The organism is Pseudomonas sp. GM30 (genome assembly GCF_000282275.2).
Taxonomy (GTDB): Bacteria; Pseudomonadota; Gammaproteobacteria; order Pseudomonadales; family Pseudomonadaceae; genus Aquipseudomonas.
Map to the genome: position 1 here is coordinate 277,124 of NZ_AKJP02000031.1, position 21,564 is coordinate 298,687.

Annotated in this window: 21 protein-coding genes and 6 tRNA genes; 8 read left to right on the forward strand and 19 right to left on the reverse strand. The window is 60.5% G+C overall.

The window, feature by feature from the left end:
- Window positions 1–24: 24 nt before the first annotated feature.
- The 8 genes from murB to PMI25_RS26320 form a co-directional block, all read right to left on the reverse strand.
- A complete protein-coding gene (gene murB / locus PMI25_RS26285) occupies window positions 25–1,044 on the reverse strand; it encodes a UDP-N-acetylmuramate dehydrogenase (protein WP_007967583.1) in 1,020 nt (339 codons plus the stop codon).
- Window positions 1,041–1,505, reverse strand: coding sequence for a low molecular weight protein-tyrosine-phosphatase (locus PMI25_RS26290; RefSeq protein WP_007967581.1), 465 nt, complete (start codon window positions 1,503–1,505; stop codon window positions 1,041–1,043). The genes murB and PMI25_RS26290 overlap by 4 nt, the downstream gene beginning before the upstream one ends.
- Window positions 1,505–2,269, reverse strand: a complete 765-nt coding sequence (gene kdsB, locus PMI25_RS26295; RefSeq protein WP_007967579.1) for a 3-deoxy-manno-octulosonate cytidylyltransferase — start codon at window positions 2,267–2,269, stop codon at window positions 1,505–1,507. The genes PMI25_RS26290 and kdsB overlap by 1 nt, the downstream gene beginning before the upstream one ends.
- Window positions 2,266–2,451 (reverse strand): Trm112 family protein, encoded by a 186-nt coding sequence (locus PMI25_RS26300; protein ID WP_003174668.1) that lies wholly within the window; start codon window positions 2,449–2,451, stop codon window positions 2,266–2,268. Before PMI25_RS26300 ends, kdsB begins: the two co-directional genes overlap by 4 nt.
- Before the next feature lie 21 nt (window positions 2,452–2,472).
- Window positions 2,473–3,483 carry a tetraacyldisaccharide 4'-kinase gene (gene lpxK, locus PMI25_RS26305; protein WP_007967577.1) on the reverse strand — a complete coding sequence of 337 codons (1,011 nt, stop codon included), beginning with the start codon at window positions 3,481–3,483 and terminating at the stop codon, window positions 2,473–2,475.
- Complete coding sequence (locus PMI25_RS26310) at window positions 3,483–3,911, reverse strand: ExbD/TolR family protein (protein ID WP_007967575.1); 429 nt, start codon at window positions 3,909–3,911, stop codon at window positions 3,483–3,485. Before PMI25_RS26310 ends, lpxK begins: the two co-directional genes overlap by 1 nt.
- Complete coding sequence (locus PMI25_RS26315) at window positions 3,908–4,543, reverse strand: MotA/TolQ/ExbB proton channel family protein (protein WP_003227083.1); 636 nt, start codon at window positions 4,541–4,543, stop codon at window positions 3,908–3,910. Before PMI25_RS26315 ends, PMI25_RS26310 begins: the two co-directional genes overlap by 4 nt.
- A gap of 111 nt (window positions 4,544–4,654) precedes the next feature.
- Window positions 4,655–6,868: a DNA internalization-related competence protein ComEC/Rec2 gene (locus tag PMI25_RS26320; protein WP_007967572.1), complete on the reverse strand. Its 2,214-nt coding sequence runs from the start codon at window positions 6,866–6,868 to the stop codon at window positions 4,655–4,657.
- Window positions 6,869–7,004: 136 nt separating this feature from the next.
- Between PMI25_RS26320 and PMI25_RS26325 the strand changes: the two genes are divergently transcribed.
- Window positions 7,005–7,523, forward strand: a complete 519-nt coding sequence (locus PMI25_RS26325; protein WP_007967571.1) for a DUF2062 domain-containing protein — start codon at window positions 7,005–7,007, stop codon at window positions 7,521–7,523.
- Between the two features lie 80 nt (window positions 7,524–7,603).
- Here the strand turns inward: PMI25_RS26325 and PMI25_RS26330 are convergent, their stop codons facing one another.
- The 4 genes from PMI25_RS26330 to PMI25_RS26345 form a co-directional block, all read right to left on the reverse strand.
- Entirely contained in the window at window positions 7,604–8,383 is a 780-nt protein-coding gene (locus tag PMI25_RS26330; protein WP_007967570.1) for an ABC transporter permease, read from the reverse strand.
- A complete protein-coding gene (locus PMI25_RS26335) occupies window positions 8,380–9,312 on the reverse strand; it encodes an ABC transporter ATP-binding protein (protein ID WP_007967569.1) in 933 nt (310 codons plus the stop codon). The genes PMI25_RS26330 and PMI25_RS26335 overlap by 4 nt, the downstream gene beginning before the upstream one ends.
- 133 nt (window positions 9,313–9,445) lie before the next feature.
- Entirely contained in the window at window positions 9,446–10,069 is a 624-nt protein-coding gene (locus tag PMI25_RS26340) for a glutathione S-transferase family protein (RefSeq protein WP_007967568.1), read from the reverse strand.
- A 43-nt stretch (window positions 10,070–10,112) separates the two neighbouring features.
- Window positions 10,113–10,772, reverse strand: a complete 660-nt coding sequence (locus tag PMI25_RS26345; protein ID WP_007967567.1) for a transglutaminase-like domain-containing protein — start codon at window positions 10,770–10,772, stop codon at window positions 10,113–10,115.
- A 248-nt stretch (window positions 10,773–11,020) separates the two neighbouring features.
- Here PMI25_RS26345 and PMI25_RS26350 point away from each other — a divergent pair, with 248 nt between their 5' ends.
- Both PMI25_RS26350 and PMI25_RS26355 read left to right on the forward strand, forming a co-directional pair.
- Entirely contained in the window at window positions 11,021–13,468 is a 2,448-nt protein-coding gene (locus PMI25_RS26350) for an acyl-CoA dehydrogenase (protein WP_007967566.1), read from the forward strand.
- Between the two features lie 89 nt (window positions 13,469–13,557).
- A complete protein-coding gene (locus PMI25_RS26355; protein WP_007967565.1) occupies window positions 13,558–13,965 on the forward strand; it encodes a PA2817 family protein in 408 nt (135 codons plus the stop codon).
- 64 nt (window positions 13,966–14,029) lie between these two features.
- Here the strand turns inward: PMI25_RS26355 and PMI25_RS26360 are convergent, their stop codons facing one another.
- On the reverse strand, window positions 14,030–15,028 hold the full coding sequence (locus PMI25_RS26360) for a LysR family transcriptional regulator (RefSeq protein ID WP_007967564.1): 999 nt from the start codon (window positions 15,026–15,028) through the stop codon (window positions 14,030–14,032).
- Window positions 15,029–15,118: 90 nt separating this feature from the next.
- Between PMI25_RS26360 and PMI25_RS26365 the strand changes: the two genes are divergently transcribed.
- The 4 genes from PMI25_RS26365 to PMI25_RS26380 all read left to right on the forward strand — a co-directional run bounded on the left by PMI25_RS26365 (window position 15,119) and on the right by PMI25_RS26380 (window position 19,185).
- Window positions 15,119–15,745, forward strand: coding sequence for a hypothetical protein (locus tag PMI25_RS26365; RefSeq protein WP_007967562.1), 627 nt, complete (start codon window positions 15,119–15,121; stop codon window positions 15,743–15,745).
- 89 nt (window positions 15,746–15,834) lie between these two features.
- Window positions 15,835–16,605, forward strand: coding sequence for a 2OG-Fe(II) oxygenase (locus PMI25_RS26370; protein WP_007967561.1), 771 nt, complete (start codon window positions 15,835–15,837; stop codon window positions 16,603–16,605).
- Window position 16,606: 1 nt separating this feature from the next.
- Window positions 16,607–17,245 carry a LysE family translocator gene (locus PMI25_RS26375; protein ID WP_007967558.1) on the forward strand — a complete coding sequence of 213 codons (639 nt, stop codon included), beginning with the start codon at window positions 16,607–16,609 and terminating at the stop codon, window positions 17,243–17,245.
- A gap of 200 nt (window positions 17,246–17,445) precedes the next feature.
- Entirely contained in the window at window positions 17,446–19,185 is a 1,740-nt protein-coding gene (locus PMI25_RS26380; RefSeq protein WP_007967556.1) for a dipeptidase, read from the forward strand.
- Between the two features lie 130 nt (window positions 19,186–19,315).
- Here the strand turns inward: PMI25_RS26380 and PMI25_RS26385 are convergent.
- From PMI25_RS26385 to PMI25_RS26410, 6 genes are all read right to left on the reverse strand, one after another.
- A tRNA-Gly gene (locus PMI25_RS26385) sits at window positions 19,316–19,391 on the reverse strand.
- A 2-nt stretch (window positions 19,392–19,393) separates the two neighbouring features.
- Window positions 19,394–19,469, reverse strand: a tRNA-Glu gene (locus tag PMI25_RS26390).
- A 55-nt stretch (window positions 19,470–19,524) separates the two neighbouring features.
- Window positions 19,525–19,600, reverse strand: a tRNA-Gly gene (locus PMI25_RS26395).
- 3 nt (window positions 19,601–19,603) lie between these two features.
- A tRNA-Glu gene (locus PMI25_RS26400) sits at window positions 19,604–19,679 on the reverse strand.
- A 104-nt stretch (window positions 19,680–19,783) separates the two neighbouring features.
- Window positions 19,784–19,859 (reverse strand) — tRNA-Gly (locus PMI25_RS26405).
- A gap of 2 nt (window positions 19,860–19,861) precedes the next feature.
- Window positions 19,862–19,937, reverse strand: a tRNA-Glu gene (locus PMI25_RS26410).
- A gap of 384 nt (window positions 19,938–20,321) precedes the next feature.
- Here PMI25_RS26410 and PMI25_RS26415 point away from each other — a divergent pair.
- Complete coding sequence (locus PMI25_RS26415) at window positions 20,322–21,080, forward strand: hypothetical protein (RefSeq protein ID WP_045122196.1); 759 nt, start codon at window positions 20,322–20,324, stop codon at window positions 21,078–21,080.
- Window positions 21,081–21,564 lie beyond the last annotated feature (484 nt).

A 21,564-nucleotide genomic window follows, 5' to 3' on the forward strand; every position in this document is an offset into this window, starting at 1 on the left:
TGGGTGCTGCTTGAAAGCGTAGCCTCAATAGCGATTGGGCTCCATTTCCAGTTCGACATTGAAACGTTCGGCAATGTCTTTCTGGATGCGTTGCGCCAGATCCAGCAATTGCAGGCCGGTGGCCGCGCCGTAGTTGACCAGCACCAGCGCCTGCAACTTGTGCACGCCAGCATCAGCCTCGCGAAAACCTTTCCAGCCAGCGCGCTCGATCAGCCAGCCGGCAGCCAGTTTCATCTGCCCGTCCGGCTGCGCATAGGCCACCAGATCCGGGTGTTGCGCCTTGATCTGCTCGACCACCGCCGCTGATACCAGCGGATTCTTGAAGAAACTGCCGGCATTGCCGAGCACCACCGGGTCCGGCAGTTTCTCGCTGCGGATGCTGCAGATCGCGCGGCTGACGTCGGTGGGCGTCGGTTGCTCGATGCCCAGCTCGGTCAGGCGTTGACGCACCGGACCGTATTCCAGATGCAGATGCGCGACCCGATCAAGCTTGAAGCGCACCCGCAGGATCAGCCAACGCCCCGGCTGCTGCTTGAACAGGCTGTCGCGGTAGGCGAAGTTGCATTCTTCCAGGCTGAAGTCGCGCAGCTCGCCGGTCTGGCGATCCAGCGCGGTCAGCCCGGCGAACACATCCTTGATCTCGACGCCGTAGGCGCCGATGTTCTGCATCGGCGCCGCGCCAACAGTACCGGGGATCAGGCTGAGGTTTTCCAGACCGGAAAAACCCTGCGCCAGCGTGTGCTGCACGAACGGATGCCACGGCTCGCCGGCTTCAGCCTCGATCACCACGCGGTTGCCGTCATCGCTGATCAGCCGAATGCCACGGCTGGCCATGCGCAGTACCAGCGCCGGGATGTCTGCGGTCAGCAGCAAGTTGCTGCCGCCGCCGATCACCAGTAACGGCAGATCATGGGCAGTCGCATAGGCCAGGGCTTCGCGCACGTCGGCGTCGCTGTGGGCCTCGGCGAACAACTGCGCGCGCACATCCACGCCAAAACTGTTGAACGGTTTCAGCGAAACCTGTGATTGAAGCTGCAAACTCATAACCGGCCCTTCACTTCGATCAACAATTGGTCACACGCTGCCTCGATCAGGTCCAGCACCTGCTCGAAGCCCTGATCGCCGTCGTAGTACGGATCCGGCACTTCATCGACCACACCGGCATAACGGCGCAGGAACAGGTCCAGCTCGGCCTTGCCAGTGGACGGCTGCAGAGCCTTGAGGTTACGCAGGTTGCTGTTGTCCATGGCCAGAATCAGGTCGTAACTGGCGAAATCGGCGCGGCTGACCTGCTGCGCACGTTGCGCCGACAGGTCATAACCACGCACTTTGGCTGCGGCCTGGCTGCGCTTGTCCGGCGGGTTGCCGACGTGCCAGTCACCGGTGCCGGCGGAGGCCACTTCGACCTGATCCGCCAGCCCGGCTGCACGCAGTTTGTGACGGAGCACGCCTTCAGCGGTGGGCGAACGGCAGATGTTGCCCAGGCACACGAACAGAACGCGCATCAGGCCTCCAGCAGGCGACGAACGCGCTCGAGGTCTTCAACGGTATCGACCCCGGTTGGCGGCGCGATCAACGCATCGGCGACATGAATCCGCACGCCGTGCCACAGGGCACGCAGTTGTTCGAGGGATTCCGTGTTTTCCAGCCAGCACGGGCCCCAGCTCACGAAGTCCTGGAGGAACCCGGCACGGTAGGCATAAATGCCGATGTGGCGACGGTACGGCACGCCTTCGGGCAACTGCTCGCGGCTCTTGGCGAAGGCATCGCGGGCCCACGGCAAGGTGGCGCGACTGAAGGTCAGCGCCAGACCGTTGAGGTCGCTGACGACCTTGACCACGTTCGGGTTGAACAGGGTCTCCACGTCTTCGATCGGCTCGGCCAGGGTGGCCATGCGCGCTTCGGTGTGGGCCGCGAGATTGGCCGCGACCTGATCGATCACGCTCGGCGGGATCAGCGGCTCATCACCCTGCACGTTGACCACAATCGCGTCCGGCGCAAGACCCAGCTTCGCCGCGACTTCCGCCAGGCGGTCAGTCCCGGAATTGTGATCTTCACGGGTCAGCACCACTTCCGCGCCGAACACTTTGCAGGCCTCGACGATGCGCACATCGTCGGTCGCCACCACCACGCGGCTGGCGCTGCTTTTGCTCGCCTGTTCCCAGACGTGCTGGATCATCGGCTTGCCGGCGATCTCCAGCAGCGGTTTGCCCGGCAGGCGGGTCGAGGCGTAACGCGACGGGATGACAACGGTGAAGGCAGTGGTCATTTATCCAGACGCTCGTCGGTGGTCAGGGTACGCGCTTCGCTTTCGAGCATCACCGGGATGCCGTCGCGGATCGGATAGGCCAGCCCTGCGCCCTTGCTGATCAGTTCGGTCTTGTCGGCACTGAGCTTGAGCGGGCCTTTGCAGATCGGGCACGCGAGGATGTCGAGCAATTTGGTGTCCATGAACATTCCCTGGATAAAGAGTTAAGGCAAAAGACGATCGGGCAACAGGCGCATCAACTGGGTGTCGAACCAGGCCACGAAGGCCGGTGACGGCACGGCATCGACCGCCAGATACCACCAGTCGTCTGCTGCGAAGGCACGGCACTTCACCGCGTCCTTTTCGGTCATCACCAACGGCAATGACGGTGTGAAATTCAAGGCCTGCACGCTGTATTCGGCGTGGTCGGCAAACGCATGGGGGACTGCTCGCCAGTCTAGCGCTTCGAGGGTATTGAAGAAACGTTGCGGATTGCCGATCCCGGCCACCGCGTGCACCGCTTGACCAGCAGGAAAATGCTCGAGCGGCTGGCGCTCGCCACTGCGCAGATTGACCAGTGCCGTCGGTTGCAGGTGAAAGGCAAAACCGTCTTCACGATCCGCCGTGGCACCGTTGAACAGCACGCCATCAACGCTTTGCAGACGCTCGATCGGCTCGCGCAACGGGCCTGCCGGCAGGCAACGCTTGTTACCCAGACCTCGGGCGGCGTCGATCAGCACCAGCTCCAGATCCCGCGCCAAGCGATAATGCTGCATGCCGTCGTCGGAGAGGATCAGGTCCAGAGGTTCACTGGCGAGCAACGCTTTGACCGCCGCGCTGCGATCAGGGTCAATCATCAGCGGCACGCCGGTGCGCTGCACGATCAACAGCGGCTCATCGCCGGCGACGTCGGCGCCTTGATCGGCCTCGACCCGCCACGGCAGTTGCGGCGGTTTGGCACCATAGCCACGGCTGACCACGCCAACCCGCAGACCGGCGCGGCGGCAATGCTCGATCAGCCACAGGATCATCGGTGTCTTGCCGGTGCCGCCCACCGTGATGTTGCCGACCACGATCAACGGTACCGGTGGCTGATAGATCTGGCCTTCGCCGTCGAGAAAGCGCTGACGCTTGTTGACCACCACGCGGCGGTAGAGCATTTCCAGCGGCCGCAGCAGCGTCAGGGCCGGATGCCCCTGATACCACGCGGCGAGCAAACGATCGGACAGGCTCATCAGGATTTGGGCACCGCCTCGACCGTGGTCATGCGCAGATGGCTGAAACCGAGCTTGCCGGCCGCGTCCATGGCGGTGATCACTGATTGGTGTTGGGTCTTGCCGTCGGCGCTGATCGACAACGGCATGTTGGTGTCACCGTTGGCTTCTTTCTGCATGGCTTCCATCAGCGTTGCCAAGTCGTTTTTCGGCAGAATCTTGTTGTTCACCGAAAACACGCCTTCGGCGCTGATCGCGACGTCCAGCTGCTTGAGCTGCTGGTCTTCGGCCGGCGATCCGCTGACCGACTCCGGCAAATCAACACGCAACTGGGTCTCGCGGGTGAAGGTGGTGGTCACGACGAAAAACAGCAACAGGATGAACACTACGTCGATCAGCGACGCGAGGTTGATGTCGATCGTTTCCCGAGGCTTGCGACGGAATTTCACGCTTTGTCCCCGGCCAGATCGACGTCACGGTCGCCCTGCACCACTTCGACCAGCTTGATCGCTTCCTGCTCCATGCCCACCACCAGTTCGTCGATGCGGCGTTGCAGGAAACGGTGGAAGAACACCGACGGAATACCGACCATCAGGCCCGCCGCCGTGGTGATCAGCGCCTTGGAAATACCGCCGGCCAGTACCGAGGCGTTGGTGGTCATGCCGGAACCGGTGAAGGCGCTGAAAATGTCGATCATGCCCAGTACCGTGCCCAACAAGCCCAGCAATGGCGACATGGCGGCAATCGTGCCCAGCGCGTTGACGTAGCGTTCGAGCTCGTGAATCACCCGCGCGGCAGCTTCTTCGATGCATTCCTTCATGATCTCGCGACCATGCTTGGAGTTGGCCAGACCCGCGGCGAGGATTTCACCCAGCGGCGAATTGGCGCGCAATTCCTTGAGCTTTTCTTTATTGAGCTGCTTGTCCTTGATCCAGACCCAGACCTGGCCCAGCAGATGCTCGGGGGTGACGCGGCTGGCGCGCAGGGTCCACAGGCGCTCGGCGACAATCGCCATGGCCGCGATGGAACTCAGAATGATCGGCAACATCATCCAGCCGCCGGATTTGACCAATTCCCACACAGTGACAGTCCCCTCGAAAAAGTGCGCCACTTTACCATACCGGTTCGCGATTAAGACCCGCTGCCCCGACGACCTGATGCCACATTCGGCGATCCCGCGATCAATGGTGTTTCAACGCCAGAAACGCCGTTGTTGACGCATCAGCCACGGCGCCTGAAAGCTGCCCAGGCGCAGTTGAATGGCGCCGTGCTGCGCGCTGTCGTAGATGCGCAACCCTTGCTGGCGGTAACGCGCGAGCACCAGCGGGTGTGGATGACCGAACGAATTGCCCTGCCCCCGAGAGATCAGCACCGAATGCGGCTTCAAGTCCCTGAGCAAAGCCATCGACGAGGAACTGCGGCTGCCGTGGTGCGGTGCCTGCAGCCAGTGCGTCGGCACCGCCAACGAACTCTCCAGCAGAACCCGTTCGGCAGCCGTGTCGATATCGCCGGTCAGCAGCAGACGCTCGCCATTGGCCTCGATCTGCAACACGCAGGAGCGCTGATTGCTGTCATTGGCCGCCGACCATTGCCACAACTTAAACCGGACCCCGTCCCACTGCCATTGGCGCCCGCTTTCACAGGGCTCGGCGCGCAGTATGGCGGGCAGCCCCGGCGGATCGCCGCTGATCACCCGCGTCACTTTCAGCCGCCGCGATACCGCCAGCGCACCCCCGGCATGGTCGGCGTCGGCATGACTGAGCAGCATCAGGTCGATGCGCTTGACCCCCAGTTTGTGCAGCGCCGGCAGCACCACTCGCTCCCCCAGATCGAAATCGCCGAAGCGGGGGCCGGCATCATAAAGCAACGTGTGATGACGGGTGCGGATCAGGATCGACAGACCCTGACCGACATCGAGCTGCCAGATATCGGCCAGCCCCTCGGCCACCCGCTCGCGAGGCGGCGCCAGCAGAATCAACAGCAACGGCCAGCCCAACGGTCGCAATGGCACCCCGCGCGGCAATAGCAACAGCAAGGCACCGAGACTGCCGAGCAGCAAAACCCACCACGGCAGCGACGGCGAGATCCACGCCGGCCAAGCCCCGGCGATCACCGACAAGCCACGAAACAGCCAGTCGATCAAACCACCGGCCAGCCACAACAAGCCTGCACCGACGTAAGGCACCGGCAACAACAGCGTGCCGAGCAGCGCCGGTGGCAGCACCAGCAGACTGAGCCACGGCACCGCGAGCAGATTTGCCAATGGCCCGCTGAGGCTGATCGGCAAATTCAGCGCCAGCAACACCGGGCACAGCCCCAGCGCAATCAGCCATTGCGCCCGGGTCCAGGTCTGCCACCATTTCCACGCACCGAGCCGCCCGCCGAAGGTAAAAATCAAAATCCCCACAGCAGCGAACGACAGCCACAAACCCGGACGCAAACTGGCTAACGGGTCTAGCAACAGCAACGCATCGAATGCCAGCAACAGCGGCCACCACGCGCCGAGATGGCGAAAGCGCAGGCGCCACAACAACATCAGCCCGACCATCACGCAGGCCCGTTGCACCGGCACATCAAACCCGGCGAGCAAGCCGTAACCGAGCGCCGCGGCAAACGCCAGCCCACAGGCCCATGGCAGCCATGGCCAGCGCAGCGGCCACCAGCCGTAGCGCGCCAGCCCGGCGACCAACAGATAGATGACCGCCGCCAACATCCCGATGTGTTGACCGGAAATCACCAGCAGATGCACGGTGCCGGTGTCCTGCAGGATCTGCCAGTCCTCACGACTGAGCCCGGAGCCGTCGCCGAGCACCAGCGCCGTCAATGCACCGCCCCGGCCCTGCGCGTCCACTTCAAGCAAGCGCTGCCGAATACTGTCGCGCCAAGCCCAGTTTGCCTCCGCCAGGCGCTGACCATCCTTGATCGTGCCGGTCGCGCCGATGCGTTGCGCCAACAGCCAGGCTTCGTAATCGAAGGCGTCGGGATTGAGCAAACCACCGGGGCGCCTGAGCTTCACCGCCAGGCGCCAGCGCTCACCGCTGTTGAGCGGCGGCCCGGCGTACCACGCCAGACGCATCAACGACGGCAATTTTTCGTGTCGCGAGCGGGCATCGGCCAACTCGAACCGCACCACGCCCTCGCTGGTTTGCGGCAAACCGACCACCCGCCCTTCGACCCAACGGGTTTCGCCGTCAAGCGCTTCCGGCAGGCGATCATTCAACGCCCATTGCGCACTGACGCACGCCCAGGTGAAACCGAATAGCAGAAACGCCAGGGGATAGCTGCGAAACGGCAGCAACATCAGTCCCACCAACGGCAACAACATCATCAACCCGACCGGCGGTAAAACCGGCAAAAAAACCGGAACCAGCAGACCGACTGCCAGCGCCATCATCCCTGTGCGCATAAGCCCGTCCTTGAGAGTTCCTGCATTAGGCGTAGCTGGTATGAGGGCGGGTCGTCGTCAACAATTGTCACAAAGTCTGAATGGGCGCTTCGTAGAATCCAGACATACTTGCCGCCTTAACCGACCGAGAAGCCTTATGCCCCGGCGCTTATTCAAACGTTACATGCCCGATCCGACGAGCATCAGGGAACACAAATCCTTACGCTTTCTCGGCAAGTTGCTGCATGACCCGAACCTCTGGCACCTCAATCGGCATTCGGTGGCCCGGGCGATGGCCGTCGGCCTGTTCGCCGCGTTCCTGCCGATTCCGGCGCAGATGCTGGTGGCGGCGGCACTGGCGATCACCGTGCGCGGCAACATGCCGATTGCCGTCAGCCTCGTGTGGCTGACCAACCCGATCACCATGCCGGCGGTGTTTTTCTGTACTTATCAGGCCGGAGCCTGGTTGATGAATGTGCCCGCCCGCACCCTGCCCGATTCGTTGACCTGGGAATGGATCAGCGGAGAGCTCTCAACAATGTGGCAGCCTTTTTTGCTCGGGTCGGTGGTATGCGGGCTGCTACTCGGCATCCTCGCCTACTTCACGGTGATGCTGTATTGGCGCTGGTGGGTGGCGCGGCAATGGGCGCGGCGCAAGAAAAGCCGCATGCGCTGAATGCAAAACGGCCTCCGCAGTGGGAGGCCGTTCAGTTTTGTGTTGTCTGCATTCGCGAGCAAGCTCGCTCCCACATTGGATCAGGTCCGCATCCCGCGCCCACTCACCAGCAACCGCGCACAACCGAGGTACAACACCACGGTCGCCACCAGCATGAAGGTGATCGCGATGCCGATCTTGATATCCGACACCCCGAGAATGCCGTAACGGAAGGCATTGACCATGTGCAGCACCGGGTTGGCCAGCGACACGGTCTGCCAGAACGGCGGCAGCAAGGTGATCGAGTAAAACACCCCACCCAGGTAGGTCAGCGGGGTCAGCACAAACGTCGGGATGATCGAAATATCATCGAAGTTGCGCGCAAATACCGCGTTGATGAAGCCCAGCAGCGAGAAGATCGTCGCGGTCAGGATCACCACCAGCAAGGTCACGCCGAGGTGATGCACCTGCAGATGAGTGAAGAACAGCGACAGAATGGTCACGATGACCCCGACCATCAAACCGCGCAGCACGCCGCCAATGGTGAAGCCGATCAGGATGGTGTGCGGCGACACCGGCGAGACCATCAGCTCCTCAATGGAACGCTGAAACTTGCTGCCAAAGAAACTCGAGACCACGTTACCGTAGGAGTTGGTGATCACCGACATCATGATCAGTCCCGGCACGATGTACTCCATGTAACTGAAGCCACCCATGCCGCCAATCTGCTTGCCGATCAGGTTACCGAAAATCACGAAGTACAGAACCATGGTGATCGCCGGCGGCAGCAGGGTCTGCGGCCAGATCCGCGTGAAGCGTTTGACCTCGCGATAAACGATGGTCTGGAGGGCGACGAGGTTGGGGCGGAACTCGGAACTCATACCGCCACCTTCGACAGATTTTTCTCCACCAGGGACACGAACAGCTCCTCGAGGCGATTGGTTTTGTTACGCAGGCTCAACACTTCGATGTTCTGCTGCGCCAATTGGGTGAACAGCGCGGTGATGCCCATGGATTTGTCGACCTGGACTTCCAGGGTATGGCCGTCGAGCAAACGGGCGGGATAGCCGAGCAATTGCGGCGCGGCGTGCAAGTCGTTTTTCAGATCCAGCAGGAAGGTTTCGACGTGCAACTGGCCCAGCAGCTGTTTCATGCTGGTGTTCTCGACGATGGTGCCGTGATCGATGATGCCGATGTTGCGGCACAACTGCTCGGCCTCTTCCAGGTAGTGCGTGGTGAGGATGATGGTGATGCCTTTCTGGTTCAGCTCGGTGAGGAACGTCCACATCGAGCGACGCAGTTCGATGTCGACGCCAGCGGTCGGCTCATCGAGGATCAGCAGGCGCGGCTCATGCACCAGGGCACGGGCAATCATCAGACGTCGCTTCATGCCGCCGGACAGCGAACGCGACGGCACATCGCGCTTGTCCCACAGGCCGAGCTGGGTCAGGTACTGCTCGGCGCGTTCCTTGGCGATCTTCGCCGGGATGCCGTAATAACCGGCCTGAGTCACGACGATGTCGAAAGTCTTTTCGAACTGGTTGAAGTTGAATTCCTGGGGCACCACGCCGATCGAACGCTTGAGCGCGGCGGGATTCTTGTCCAGGTCATGACCGAAGATATTCACCGTGCCGCTGGTCTTGTTGACCAGGGTCGAGAGAATGCCGATGGTCGTGGATTTGCCGGCGCCGTTGGGGCCGAGCAAGGCGAAAAAGTCACCTTCGGCGACGTCCAGATCGATACCACTCAAGGCCTGGAACCCGTTGCCGTAGGTTTTGGTTAGCTGCCGGATGGACAGAGCGGAACTCATATCGGATTTACGCACCAAGAAGGGAAGAAAAGGAAAGATTGGGCCGGGCGGCGAACAAAACAACCACGGCGCATGAGCGCAATGGTGCTTGCCGCCGCTACACAAGTACAGTCAAGAGTGTCGATAGTTATTATCAAGTCAACGCGGTCATGACTGCTTTCTGATAAGCCGGACGCTGCTTCAACCGTGCATACCACGCTTCCAGATGCGGCTGCGCGGTGCGTTCGATCGGCATCTCGAACCAGGCATAAATGAAACTGCCCAGCGGAATATCGCCCATGCCGATTTCGCTGCCGGACAGGTATGGCTGGCTGGCAAGGGCCTGATCGGCCATGGCCAGCAGCGCCGTGCACTCCTTGATCGCGGCGTTGATTGCCGGCCAGTCCTGCTGGTCCGCTGGCGTGCGCAGCACGCCCCAGAACACGGTGCGAAATGGTCCGGCAAAACTCGAGGTGGTCCAGTCCATCCACTTGTCCGCGATGGCCCGGGCTTGCAGGTCTGCCGGATACCAGGCGCTGTTCGGTGCATGCCTGGCCAGCAGGTAACGCACGATGGCATTCGATTCCCACAGCACGAAACCATCATCTTCGATCACCGGTACCCGGCCGTTCGGGTTCATCGCCCGGTATTCAGGCGTGTCGACCACACCGAAGGCGCCGCCGGCGTCAATCGCCTCGTAGGCCAGGCCCAGTTCCTCGGCGGCCCACAGTGGCTTCCTGACATTCGATGAGTTTTTCCGTCCCCAGATCTTCAGCATGACCGCCTCTTTTCAAGTGAGTGGGCAGGCAGCATACGCCGGATCAGACCCGACTCAAATCACTCTGCATATCGCCCAGCACCTTCGCCTGATGCTCGCCAAACAGATGCGGGTAGCATTTTTCCAGGTGTTCGAAGAAGAACTGCTCCGGCACATCGGTGAACTGGCCGTGATCGACCAGATACTCCATCAACAGCGCGCCGTCACGGTTGTACGGATGGAAAACGCTGTCATTGATCCCGTCAAAGTCCAACGGTGCGACGTTGAACAGCTCGCAGAGTTGCTGATTGAAGGCCGGCGTAGCTTTGACCCAGCGCTCGTTGAGGAACAGTTCGGTGTAACCGTGCATGGCGAACACATCGCTGCGCAACAACTCCAGCAAACGCGGGGTCGACAGGTGATTCTTGACGTCGGCCAGACCGATGCGTGCGGGAATGCCGCAATGCCGTGCGCACCCGGCCAGCAATGTGGCCTTGGGCACGCAATAACTTTCCCCGGCCGCCAGCGCATGACTGCCGCACAGGGTCTGCGGGTCGAGGCTGAAGGTATACGGGTTGTAGCGCACCGCTTCGCGCACGGCGTAATAGAGACTGATCGCCTGCGCGAGCGGGTCGCGGCTGGCACCGCGGTGTTGTTCGGCGAACTCCACCACTGCCGGGTGGTCACTATCGATGAAGCGGCCGGGGCTCAGATACTCGCGCATGACGATGTTCTCCTGGGTGAGCCCCGAGTCTAGCGACAGCTCAAGCACAGAGATAACGACGTTTCGGCCAAACATGCACGCGAAGACGCGGGAACGGCGAACGATTTCCCACGGGTGTTGCCCACCGAACCTACGAAAACCATCCGGGGTTTCCCACGAGTTCAATCACCAGGTTCTGACCACCCGGTTTTACAGATGCCGTCTAAGCTCTGGAGGGTCGATTTGCCTTGGTTCACGGAGGATTACATATGCTGTTGTTGTGGATATTGGTTCTGATCGTCGGTGTGGCGTATCTCGCCCACCGCCGCATCGCCCCCCTGCCCGCGTTGGGTATCGTCGCCATTTACCTGCTGGCGATGGGTATTTTCAGCCATGCCCCGGGCTGGTTGCTGCTGGTGTTGTGGGTGGTGCTTGCGGCGGTTGCCGCGCCGTTGCTGCTGCCTGACCTGCGCCGCAAACACTTCACCGCGCCGCTGTTCAACTGGTTCCAGAAAACCCTGCCACCGATGTCGCAGACCGAACGCGACGCGATCGATGCCGGCACCGTGTGGTGGGACGGCGAGCTGTTCAGCGGCCGCCCCGACTGGGACAAACTGCTGTCCTATCCCAAGGCGCAACTGAGCGAAGAGGAACAGGCGTTCATCGACGGCCCGACCGAAGAGCTCTGCGCGATGGTCACTGACTGGCAGATCGGCCAGTCGATGGACCTGCCGCCCGAAGCCTGGAGCCACATCAAGGAACACGGCTTCTTCGCCCTGATCATTCCCAAGGAATTCGGCGGCAAGGGCTTTTCCGCCTACGCCCACTCGCAGGTGGCGATGAAACTCGCGACCCGCAGTGGCGACCTTGCTTCCACCGTGATGGTGCCCAACTCCCTCGGCCCGGCCGAACTGCTGCTGCATTACGGCACCGACGAGCAACGCAATCACTACCTGCCGCGACTGGCCCGTGGTGATGACATTCCGTGTTTCGCCCTCACCGGCCCGCTGGCCGGCTCCGATGCCGGCGCCATGCCGGACACCGGGATCATCTGCAAAGGTGAATGGGAAGGCGAGGAAGTCATCGGCCTGCGCCTGAACTGGGAAAAACGCTACATCACCCTCGGCCCGGTCGCGACCCTGCTCGGTCTGGCCTTCAAGGCCTACGATCCGGAACATCTGCTGGGCGACAAGGAAGATCTCGGCATCAGCCTGGCACTGATCCCCACCGATACACCGGGCGTGGAAATCGGCCGTCGTCACCTGCCACTGGGTGCCGCGTTCATGAACGGCCCGAACTCGGGCAAAGACGTGTTCATCCCGCTGGACTACCTCATCGGCGGCCAGGACATGCTCGGCAAGGGCTGGATGATGCTGATGAACTGCCTGTCGGTCGGGCGTTCGATTTCGCTGCCGGCAGTCGGCACTGGCGCGGCCAAGTTCACCAGTCTGGTGACCGGTCAATACGCGCAGATTCGTGAGCAGTTCAACGTCCCGCTGTCGGCCTTCGAAGGCATTCAGGAAGCCATGGCACGCATCGGCGGCAACGCCTGGATGATGGACGCCGCGCGCATGCTCACCGCCAACGCGGTGGATCTGGGCGAGAAACCGTCGGTGCTGTCGGCGATCCTCAAGTATCACCTGACCGAACGCGGCCGCGAGTGCATCACCCACGCCATGGATGTACACGGCGGCAAGGCGATCATCATGGGGCCGAACAATTACCTCGGGCGCAGCTGGAATGGCGCGCCGATCTTCATCACCGTGGAAGGCGCGAACATCCTCTCGCGCAACCTGATGATCTTCGGTCAGGGCGCCATTCGCTGCCATCCGTTCGTCCTCAAGGAAATGGCCCTCGCCGGCCGTGAAGACAAGGAACAGGCACTAAAAGAATTCGATGGCCTGCTGCTCAAACACATCGGTTTTGCCGTCAGCAATGCCGCCAGCACCCTGGTGCTGAACCTGGGCCTGGGCCACTTCGAACATGCACCCGGGGACAGGATCAGCCAGGGTTACTTCCGCGCGCTGAACCGTCAGGCAGCGGCTTTCGCCATGCTCGCCGACTTCAGCATGATGTTGCTGGGTGGCGAACTGAAGCGTCGCGAACGCCTGTCCGCACGTCTGGGCGATGTGTTGAGCAACCTGTATCTGGCCTCCGCTGCGCTCAAGCGTTATCACGACCTGGATTCGCCGGCGCATATGGAGCCGCTGTTCCGCTGGGCCATGGAAGAAAGCCTCGGCCAGTCGGAACGGGCGCTGGATGAGCTGCTGAGCAACTTCCCGAACAAAGTGTTTGGCTGCCTGCTGCGAGTGATCGTGTTCCCGTTCGGCCGTCGCCACAAAGGCCCATCGGACAAGCTCGGTGCCGAAGTCGCCGCAGTGATCGGCCGGGCCAAAGGCGATCCGACCCTCGAAGAACTGCTCGCCGGCTGCTATCGCCCGCAGTCCGCCGACGATGCCGTTGGTGCCCTGCAACACGCCAGCGATCTGCTGAATGCCGCACAACCGCTGCACAAGAAACTGCACACGGCGCTGAAAAGCGGTCAGGTCAAACCGGTCGCCGGCGAACACGCCATCGACGCCGCACTGGAGGCCGGGGTGTTGCAAGCGGCGGAAGCGCAGACCCTGCGCGACGCCGAAGCGGCACGGCGCAAGGTGATCGACGTCGATGATTTCGACAAGGAAGAACTGAAGCAGGCTGAGGGCAAAGTCCGCTGATGCTGACGACCGTGTAGCTGTTTATTTGTGAAAAACGGGCGCGACAGCTTTATACTCCCGCGCCCGTTTTGCTCTTGAGGACTTATCTCGTGTCCAACGTCGTTGCCGATCATCTGGTTTTGCTCGACCACCTGCGCAGTATCCTGGTCGCCGTAGGTGAGGCCGAACAGGTTCCCGAAGAAAGCCATGCCTTGTTCCTGGAGCGCTTTGACGAACTGCTGGCGTCCCTGCCGATCGATCCGATCGAAAGCCAGTACCTGGGCCAGGACATCCTGACCCAAGTAATTACCCGTTATCCGCAAATTGCCCACCTGATTCCGCGGGATCTGCTGTGGTTCTTCGCTGGCGACTGCCTGCATTACCTGTCCGATGAAGAAATCGACCTGTATCAGGCACTGGAAGAACGTCGCTACGAAGCCGAACAGAACGACGAACCGTTCGACTGGAATCAGGAAAAACAGCTGCTGGCGATGTCTGCCCAGGACAGCAAGCACTGAGTTTCTGCCCGGTTACGAAAAGGCCCGCATGGTGATCCACGCGGGCCTTTTTATTGTTCGGCGTTTACAACAATCCTTCGCTTTCGGGCAGCTCGTAGGCCATCGCTAGATTATTCGGCGCCCCCGCCTTGCCCGGCTTGCTCAACGTCGGCTCTTTCTCCAGACATTCCACCAGATAATCAATGAATACCCGCAACTTCGGCGGCAGGTAACGCGTCGGTGAGTGCAGCAGCCACAGACCACCGTGGTAGGAAGCGAGAAACGTCCACTCCGGCAGCACCTGCACAATCAACTTCTGCTCCAGCGCATAACGCGCAGTGAAGTACGGCAAGCTGCCAATACCAATGTGCTGCAACACTGCCCCGAGCCGCACGCCGGTATGGTTGGCGGCATAGCGGCCACGCACGCCGACGGTCACCGCTTTGCTGCCCTTCTTAAATTTCCAGCGTGCATCGCTCGGGGTTTCCCCCAGATAGATGCAGCTGTGATCGAGCAGGTCATGCGGATGCGTCGGCGTGCCATGTTCGGCCAGGTATTGCGGGGTGGCGCAGAGCAAATGGTCGATGGTCAGCAACTGCCGTCCAACCAGCCCGGCCGGCGGTCGATCAGTGATGCGAATCGCCAGGTCGACATGATCGTCGATCAGATCAACCTGGCGGTCTTCCAGCAGCAACTCGACATCGACTTTCGGATAACGCCGCAGAAACTCAGGCATGTGCGGATGAATCACGAAACGCCCGACCGCTTTCGGCACACTGACCCGCACCCGCCCTTCCGCCTCGTGGGTGAACTGCCCGCTGATCTCCATCACCGATTTGGCGGCGCTGACCATCTCCTGACAGCGCTTGAACACTTCCTCGCCACCGTCGCTCAGGCGCAGTTTGCGCGTGGTGCGCTGCAGCAAACGCGTGGCCAAGGCCTTTTCCAGGCGGGAAATGCTGCGACTGATCGCCGACGGCGACGAGCCCAATTGGCGGGCCGCCTCGGAAAAACTGCCGGTCTCCACGACCTTGACGAAGATCGCCATTTCACCAAGCAGTGGCAGCGGAAGATTGATGCTCACAGCGCACAAGTCCTTTGATGTTTGAACGGATTATCACGTTATTGCACGATTCATATAATAAAAACAGACACTTTAATAAGGGCATGGAATATGACGCTTCGCCTCTTTTTCCATAGTGATGACCTCAAGGCTAATGTGGAAGTCCTCGACTGCACGCCCCACGAGAACGAATTTGCCGTGGTGCTGCGCGCCACGCTGTTTCATCCGCAAGGCGGTGGTCAGCCTTGTGACACCGGCATGATCGGCGAAAGCCAGGTGCTGCGCGTGGTGCAGGAACCTGACCGGATCGTGCATTACGTCGATCGCCCGGTAAAACCGGGCATGACCTGCATTCATGTGGATGAACAACGGCGCCGCTACAACACTCGCATGCATTCGGCCGGGCACCTGATCGGGCATTTCCTGCAGGCCATGGGCTGGACGCCGATCAAGGCGCACCACTGGCCGGACGAGGGCCGGGTGCAATTCAAGCCGGGCGATGCCGCTCAGGAAGTCGACGCGCCAACCGTTCAACACGGTATCAGTCAGTGGATCGAACACGATCTGCCGCGCCTGACCTCGCTGCGCGAAGGCGCGCGGGAAATCGGCTTCGGCGAGCTGCCGGCCTATGGCTGCGGTGGCACCCATGTACGCAGCCTGAAGGATTTGGGCACAGTCACGATCGCCTCGCTTTCGCAGAAGAAAGGCACGTTATCCGTCCACTACAGCGTGGATTAAGCATCTCGGACGCTGCTCCGCGCAGCGTTCGACGCCGGGGAACCGCACTCGCCGGTTCCGTTGACTATCGATAGATGGACCTAAAAACAATGATGCTAGACGTCGAGCGTCTCGATGAGACGTGCATAAAAAAACTGGCCAACGAAGAAGTCCTCGCCATCCGCGTCAAAGGCTTCTTGCCCGAGCCGCTGGCGATCGAGATTGGCGACAAGATTCTTGCTCCGGGCTTCGAGGGCTACATCAACGCGCCGAGCATCGGCCGCATCGGCATGGCGTTTTACGAGGCGGAAAATCAGCCGCTGCTGATCGAGGACTACTTCGAACGCGCCACCCGCAACATCGCCGAACTGCGCGAGCGCTGTGCGCCCTACTCCTCGCCGGTCGACACCCTGCGTTGCATGCTCGACGAGTCGTGGCCGGCCGGCGCGCATCTGGAAAACCTCTATGGGCGCAAGATGTATGTCGGCCTGTCGCGGGTGGTCAAACCCGGCGTGTGCTTCCTCGCCCACCACGACATTTTCGCCAAGGACGCTCCGGACAGCTTTCAGGCCCGCAGCCTGGAAGCGCAATTCGCCTGCAACGTGTACCTGAACATGCCGACCGAGGGCGGCGCACTGCAGATGTGGGACGACGACATCACCCCGGATCAGTTCGACCAGATGCGTGGCGACAGTTACGGCATCGACCCGGCGCTGCTCGGCCCACCGACCCTGGAAGTGCGGCCGCAGCCGGGAGATTTCATCATGTTCAATTCGCGCTGCATGCACTCGGTGACCCCGGGCGTAACGGATCCGCGACTGAGCCTTTCGTTCTTTGTCGGCTATCGCGGCAATGCTTCACCCCTGACCTTCTGGAGCTGAGATGTTATCGAACTACCTGGGCGAGTTTCTGGCGCTGGCCACCATTCACTTTCTGGCCGTGGTCGCTCCCGGCCCGGACTTTGCCGTGACCATTCGCCAAAGCGTGCGCTTCGGCCGACTGGTGGGCATCTGCACCGCACTGGGCATCGGCGCCGGCATTTCCGTGCACGTTCTCTACACCTTGCTCGGGGTTGGCGCCCTGATGCACACCACGCCGTGGTTGCTGACGGTGGCCAAGGTGATCGGTGGCGCGTACATCTTCTATCTCGGCATCAGCCTGATCCGCAGTAAACCGAAGACCACGCTAGAAGGCGAAAATAGCGCTGACGAGCCGCTGGTCGAGCAGTCGCTGTTCAAGGCGTTCAGCACCGGTTTTCTGACCAATGCCACCAACCCCAAAGCCACGCTGTTCTTCCTGGCGATCTTCACCACGATCATCAGCGCCAGCACCCCGCTGAATATTCAGGCGCTGTATGGGGTGTGGATGTGCTTCGTCAATGCGCTGTGGTTTGTGATCGTCGCGCTGTTTTTCTCCAGCAGCCGGGTACGCAACCTGTTCATGCGCATGGGCCATTGGTTCGAGCGCAGCATGGGTGTGATCCTGATTCTGTTCGCCGGCAGGCTGGTGCTGTCGATGTAAACGCTGCGCCCAAAAACAAGGCCCGATCAGTTGCACACTGCTCGGGCCTTTTTCGTTTGTGCGCCGCTTTTGCATTTCTGTGCGACGGATCCCACTTCAGGGACTCCCCTTAAACACCTTCGCGGTGTTAGTTTGGAAAAGATTTGTTTCAACTTTCAAACACTTCCCTCTCAACTGCCTGCAAAGGAATGCCCACCGCAATGAATTTTTCTTTCAAGCGCCTGGCTGCTGCCAGCCTGGCTCTGGCCAGTCTTTCGTCGTTCACCCTGCCTGCCCAGGCCAACATCACCCCTGAGCAAAGTGCTGCGATCCTCAAGACCTTCAGCGATACGACGGTCAGCGATTTTCGTCAGTTTCTCGGTGCCGTCGCGAAAAGCGATCTGAGCAAGACCGACAACCTCGCCCCGGCGATCAATGGTTTTCTCGACAACAAGACCCTGACCGCCGAGCAGCAGAACGAGATCAATCGTCTGCTGGGCATCTACACCCGCGCCAAGTACGGCAAAGCCGCCCTGGAAACCCTGCGCGAACTGGTGGAAATCCCGACCTTCCAGAAAGAAGGTGTGGCCCAGCACGACAACCCGGAGTTCATCAAGATCGCCGAAAAGATCAAGAACCTGGCCGAATCGTTCAACCTGAAGTTCCGCAACGTCGACAACCGCGTCTATGAAATTTCCCTCGACGGCAGCGGCGACGAAGTCGTGGGCATCCACGCGCATGCCGACGTGGTGCCGGTCACCCCGGAAAACTGGGTGCTGAAAGACGGCACCAAACTCGATCCGTTCAAAGTCACGCTGATCGGCAACCGCATGTACGGTCGCGGCACCGAAGACGACAAGAATGGCATCGTCGTCGCCCTGTACGCGATGAAAGTGATCAAGGAAGAAAAGCTGCCATTGGCACGCAATTTCAAACTGCTGGTGGACACTACCGAAGAAACCACCGGCGACGCGATCCCGTATTACTTCGAACACAACCCGACGCCGAACTACAACATGGCGCTGGACGGTGGCTACCCGGTGGTCATCGCCGAGAAAGGCTACGGCACGGTCATGGCCAACTTCCCGCTGCGCAAGGCTGAAGGCAGCGGCGCAGAAATCATCTCGATGACCGGCGGCCTGGCAACCAACCAGATTCCATCGGTTTCGGTCGCGACCCTCGTCAGCGACCAGCCCGAGCAACTGGCGGCGAGCCTGCAAAAGGCCGGCAACGAGTACGCAAAAAAACACGGTGGTGACTTCGAAGTCGCGGCCAAGGTTGATGGCAAAGACGTCAAGCTGAGCGTCACCGGTGTGTCCGCGCACTCCTCCGAGCCCGATTCCGGCGTCAACCCGGTCGCACGGATGCTCGACTTCATCAACAGCCTCGACGGCAAGGTGGCGCTCAAGCACAACCAGATCACCGACGCTGCACGCTATGCGTCCAACAACTGGGGCCTGGATTACCTCGGAAAAAAACTCGGCGTGGGCTTCTCCGATTCGTTCATGGGTCCGCTGACCACCTCGCTGACCTACGTTGGCGTGGACGACAAAGCCTTCAAACTGGCAGTCAACCTGCGCGTGCCGAAGGGCAAATCGCCAGAAGTGCTGAAGAAAGAAATCGCTGACAAGCTGGCGGCCTGGAGCAAGAAAACCCACGTTGCCGTGAACTTCACCTACTCGATCGCCGAACCGATGTACCGCAATCCGGAAGGCGAATGGGTCAAAGCCCTGCTGGCGGTGTCCACCGAAAATCTGGGCATGAAGCACGAGTTCGGCACGTCTGCCGGCGCAACCTCGGTACATGAACTGCCGAATGGCGTGCAATTCGGCCTGGCGCGACCTGAGGTGAAATACACCGGGCATACCGATGGCGAGTTCAAGACGGTTGACCAGTTCCTGCTGGATCTGCAGATCGTCACGGAAATGATGGGGCGTGTCGGCCAGCTACCGAAGCTCTGATAAGGCACAGGCCCGTGCTTCAGCGGGCCTGACGTGAAAACAAAAAAGGACCCGAAGGTCCTTTTTGTTGCGTTCAAAACGCTGCACAAACAAAAACGCCGATCATCACTGATCGGCGTTTTTGTGAAATTGGAGCGGGAAACGAGACTCGAACTCGCGACCCCGACCTTGGCAAGGTCGTGCTCTACCAACTGAGCTATTCCCGCAATGGCGTCCCCTAGGGGACTCGAACCCCTGTTACCGCCGTGAAAGGGCGGTGTCCTAGGCCACTAGACGAAGGGGACAGGCTACAACTTTCACTAATAAAAACGCCGCTCACTGAGCGGCGCTTTTAGAATTTGGAGCGGGAAACGAGACTCGAACTCGCGACCCCGACCTTGGCAAGGTCGTGCTCTACCAACTGAGCTATTCCCGCAAATGGCGTCCCCTAGGGGACTCGAACCCCTGTTACCGCCGTGAAAGGGCGGTGTCCTAGGCCACTAGACGAAGGGGACACGCTACCCGGAACACATGGTGTGTGTTTCGGTGTCCAGACCCGCGTCCGAAGACTTGGTTCTGGTTTCACTCAGCCCCGCCCGAAAGCAGTGCTGTTTAAAATTGGAGCGGGAAACGAGACTCGAACTCGCGACCCCGACCTTGGCAAGGTCGTGCTCTACCAACTGAGCTATTCCCGCATTGGCGTCCCCTAGGGGACTCGAACCCCTGTTACCGCCGTGAAAGGGCGGTGTCCTAGGCCACTAGACGAAGGGGACACGCTACAACATTCACTCCCTGCCGCGTTTCGCTGTGTGCTTTACGCTGCAAGTGGCGCGCATTCTATGGATGGTTTGAGAGGTCGTCAACCCCCGAATATAAATTTATTTAAATCAATGACTTCGACCTGCTTTACGGGAGCATTCGGACTTTTCCGTCGCCCGACGATTGACGCCTATATTCCGCCACTCGCCAAGGCGTTATAGTCCGCAACACAATGATGGCAATCTGCGCACCTTGCGCCAGCATTCATATAAGCAGTGTGCAGCCGATATAGACAGAAGCTGCTGAATCAACTCGTCGAGCGGCGCTGGGCGCCTGAATGTCCAGCCACTACACTCGCATGCGAACCCTATAAAGAGGTCTTACCGGTGACACCACTCATGATCACCCTGCTAGTCATAGCCGGGATCGCAATTCTGATCGCCATTGGCTACATGAACCATGTGGTGGAAAACAACAAACTGGAGAAGGCCCGCACCAAAGTCGAACTCAACGACCGCCTGCGCCGCTGCGGCGAACTGACCGAAACCTTCCCCGGCCAGTTCATGACCCCGGCACTCAAGCTGCTGCTGACCCGTCTGGAACTGAACGTCTGCCAACGCCTGCTGAACCTGGAAAAAACCAGCGCTACCCTGAAAGCGCGGATCACCGAACTCAGCGCACTGGTGGCCCAGGGCGAATCGATCCCGGTCAACAACCCGCCGGCACCGATCCTGACCGAGGCCAAAGCCAAAGACGTCCGCTTCCTGCTCGAAGCCCTGCACGGCCAGATCACCCGCGCCGCCCACGACGGCTTCCTGCCACCAAACGAAGCCAAACACTGGATCAAGGAAGTCCGCCACATCCTGGTCCTGCTGCACATCGAATTCTTCAACAACCTCGGCCAACAATCCCTGCAACAAAACCAACCCGGCCAGGCCCGCCTCGCCTTCGAACGCGGCGTGCAATACCTGCGCAAACAGCAAGACCCGCAGATGTACGCGGAACAACTGCAATACCTGGAAAAACTCCTGGCCCGCGCCAATGCCCAGGTCATGGACAAGATTGCCCCGGTCGAGGGCGAAGTAAACCAGTTGACCGAAGGCCTCAAAGAAGTCGAAGCCGATGCGGACTGGAAAAAGAAAGTGATCTACGACTGATGGTCGAGAGTTGAGAGAAGCCACCGAGAGGTGGCTTTTTTGTGGATAGTGGGCTGACTGCCATTGAAAATATTCAGTTAGAGAATGGTTGGCTCTCAGGACGCCATCGCGAGCAGGCTCACTCCTACAGAAAAGCAAAGCAGTCCAGACAGACCGCATGCTCTTCACCACTCAAATGGCCGAGTGTCAGCTCGCCGAAAGCTCTTGATCTTGCCGTGCCGGCCCCATCGGCAGGCTGAGTGGAGGGGTTTATCCGGGGGTGGGAGCGCAGCGACCGTTTGGCGCAGCCAAACACATCGAGAGGAGGTGCAGCGAAGCAAACCGGAGGCGATGCGCCCGGATGAATCCCGCAACGAAGGAACCCGAGCCTAAGCGAGGGCCGAACGCCGGGGCCCAGACCTTTGCTTCCTTTGGGCGTTTGCCAACGGGAGTCGCCGTAAGGGCGAAACCGCCAGCCGCAACACCCGAACGCAACGGATATACA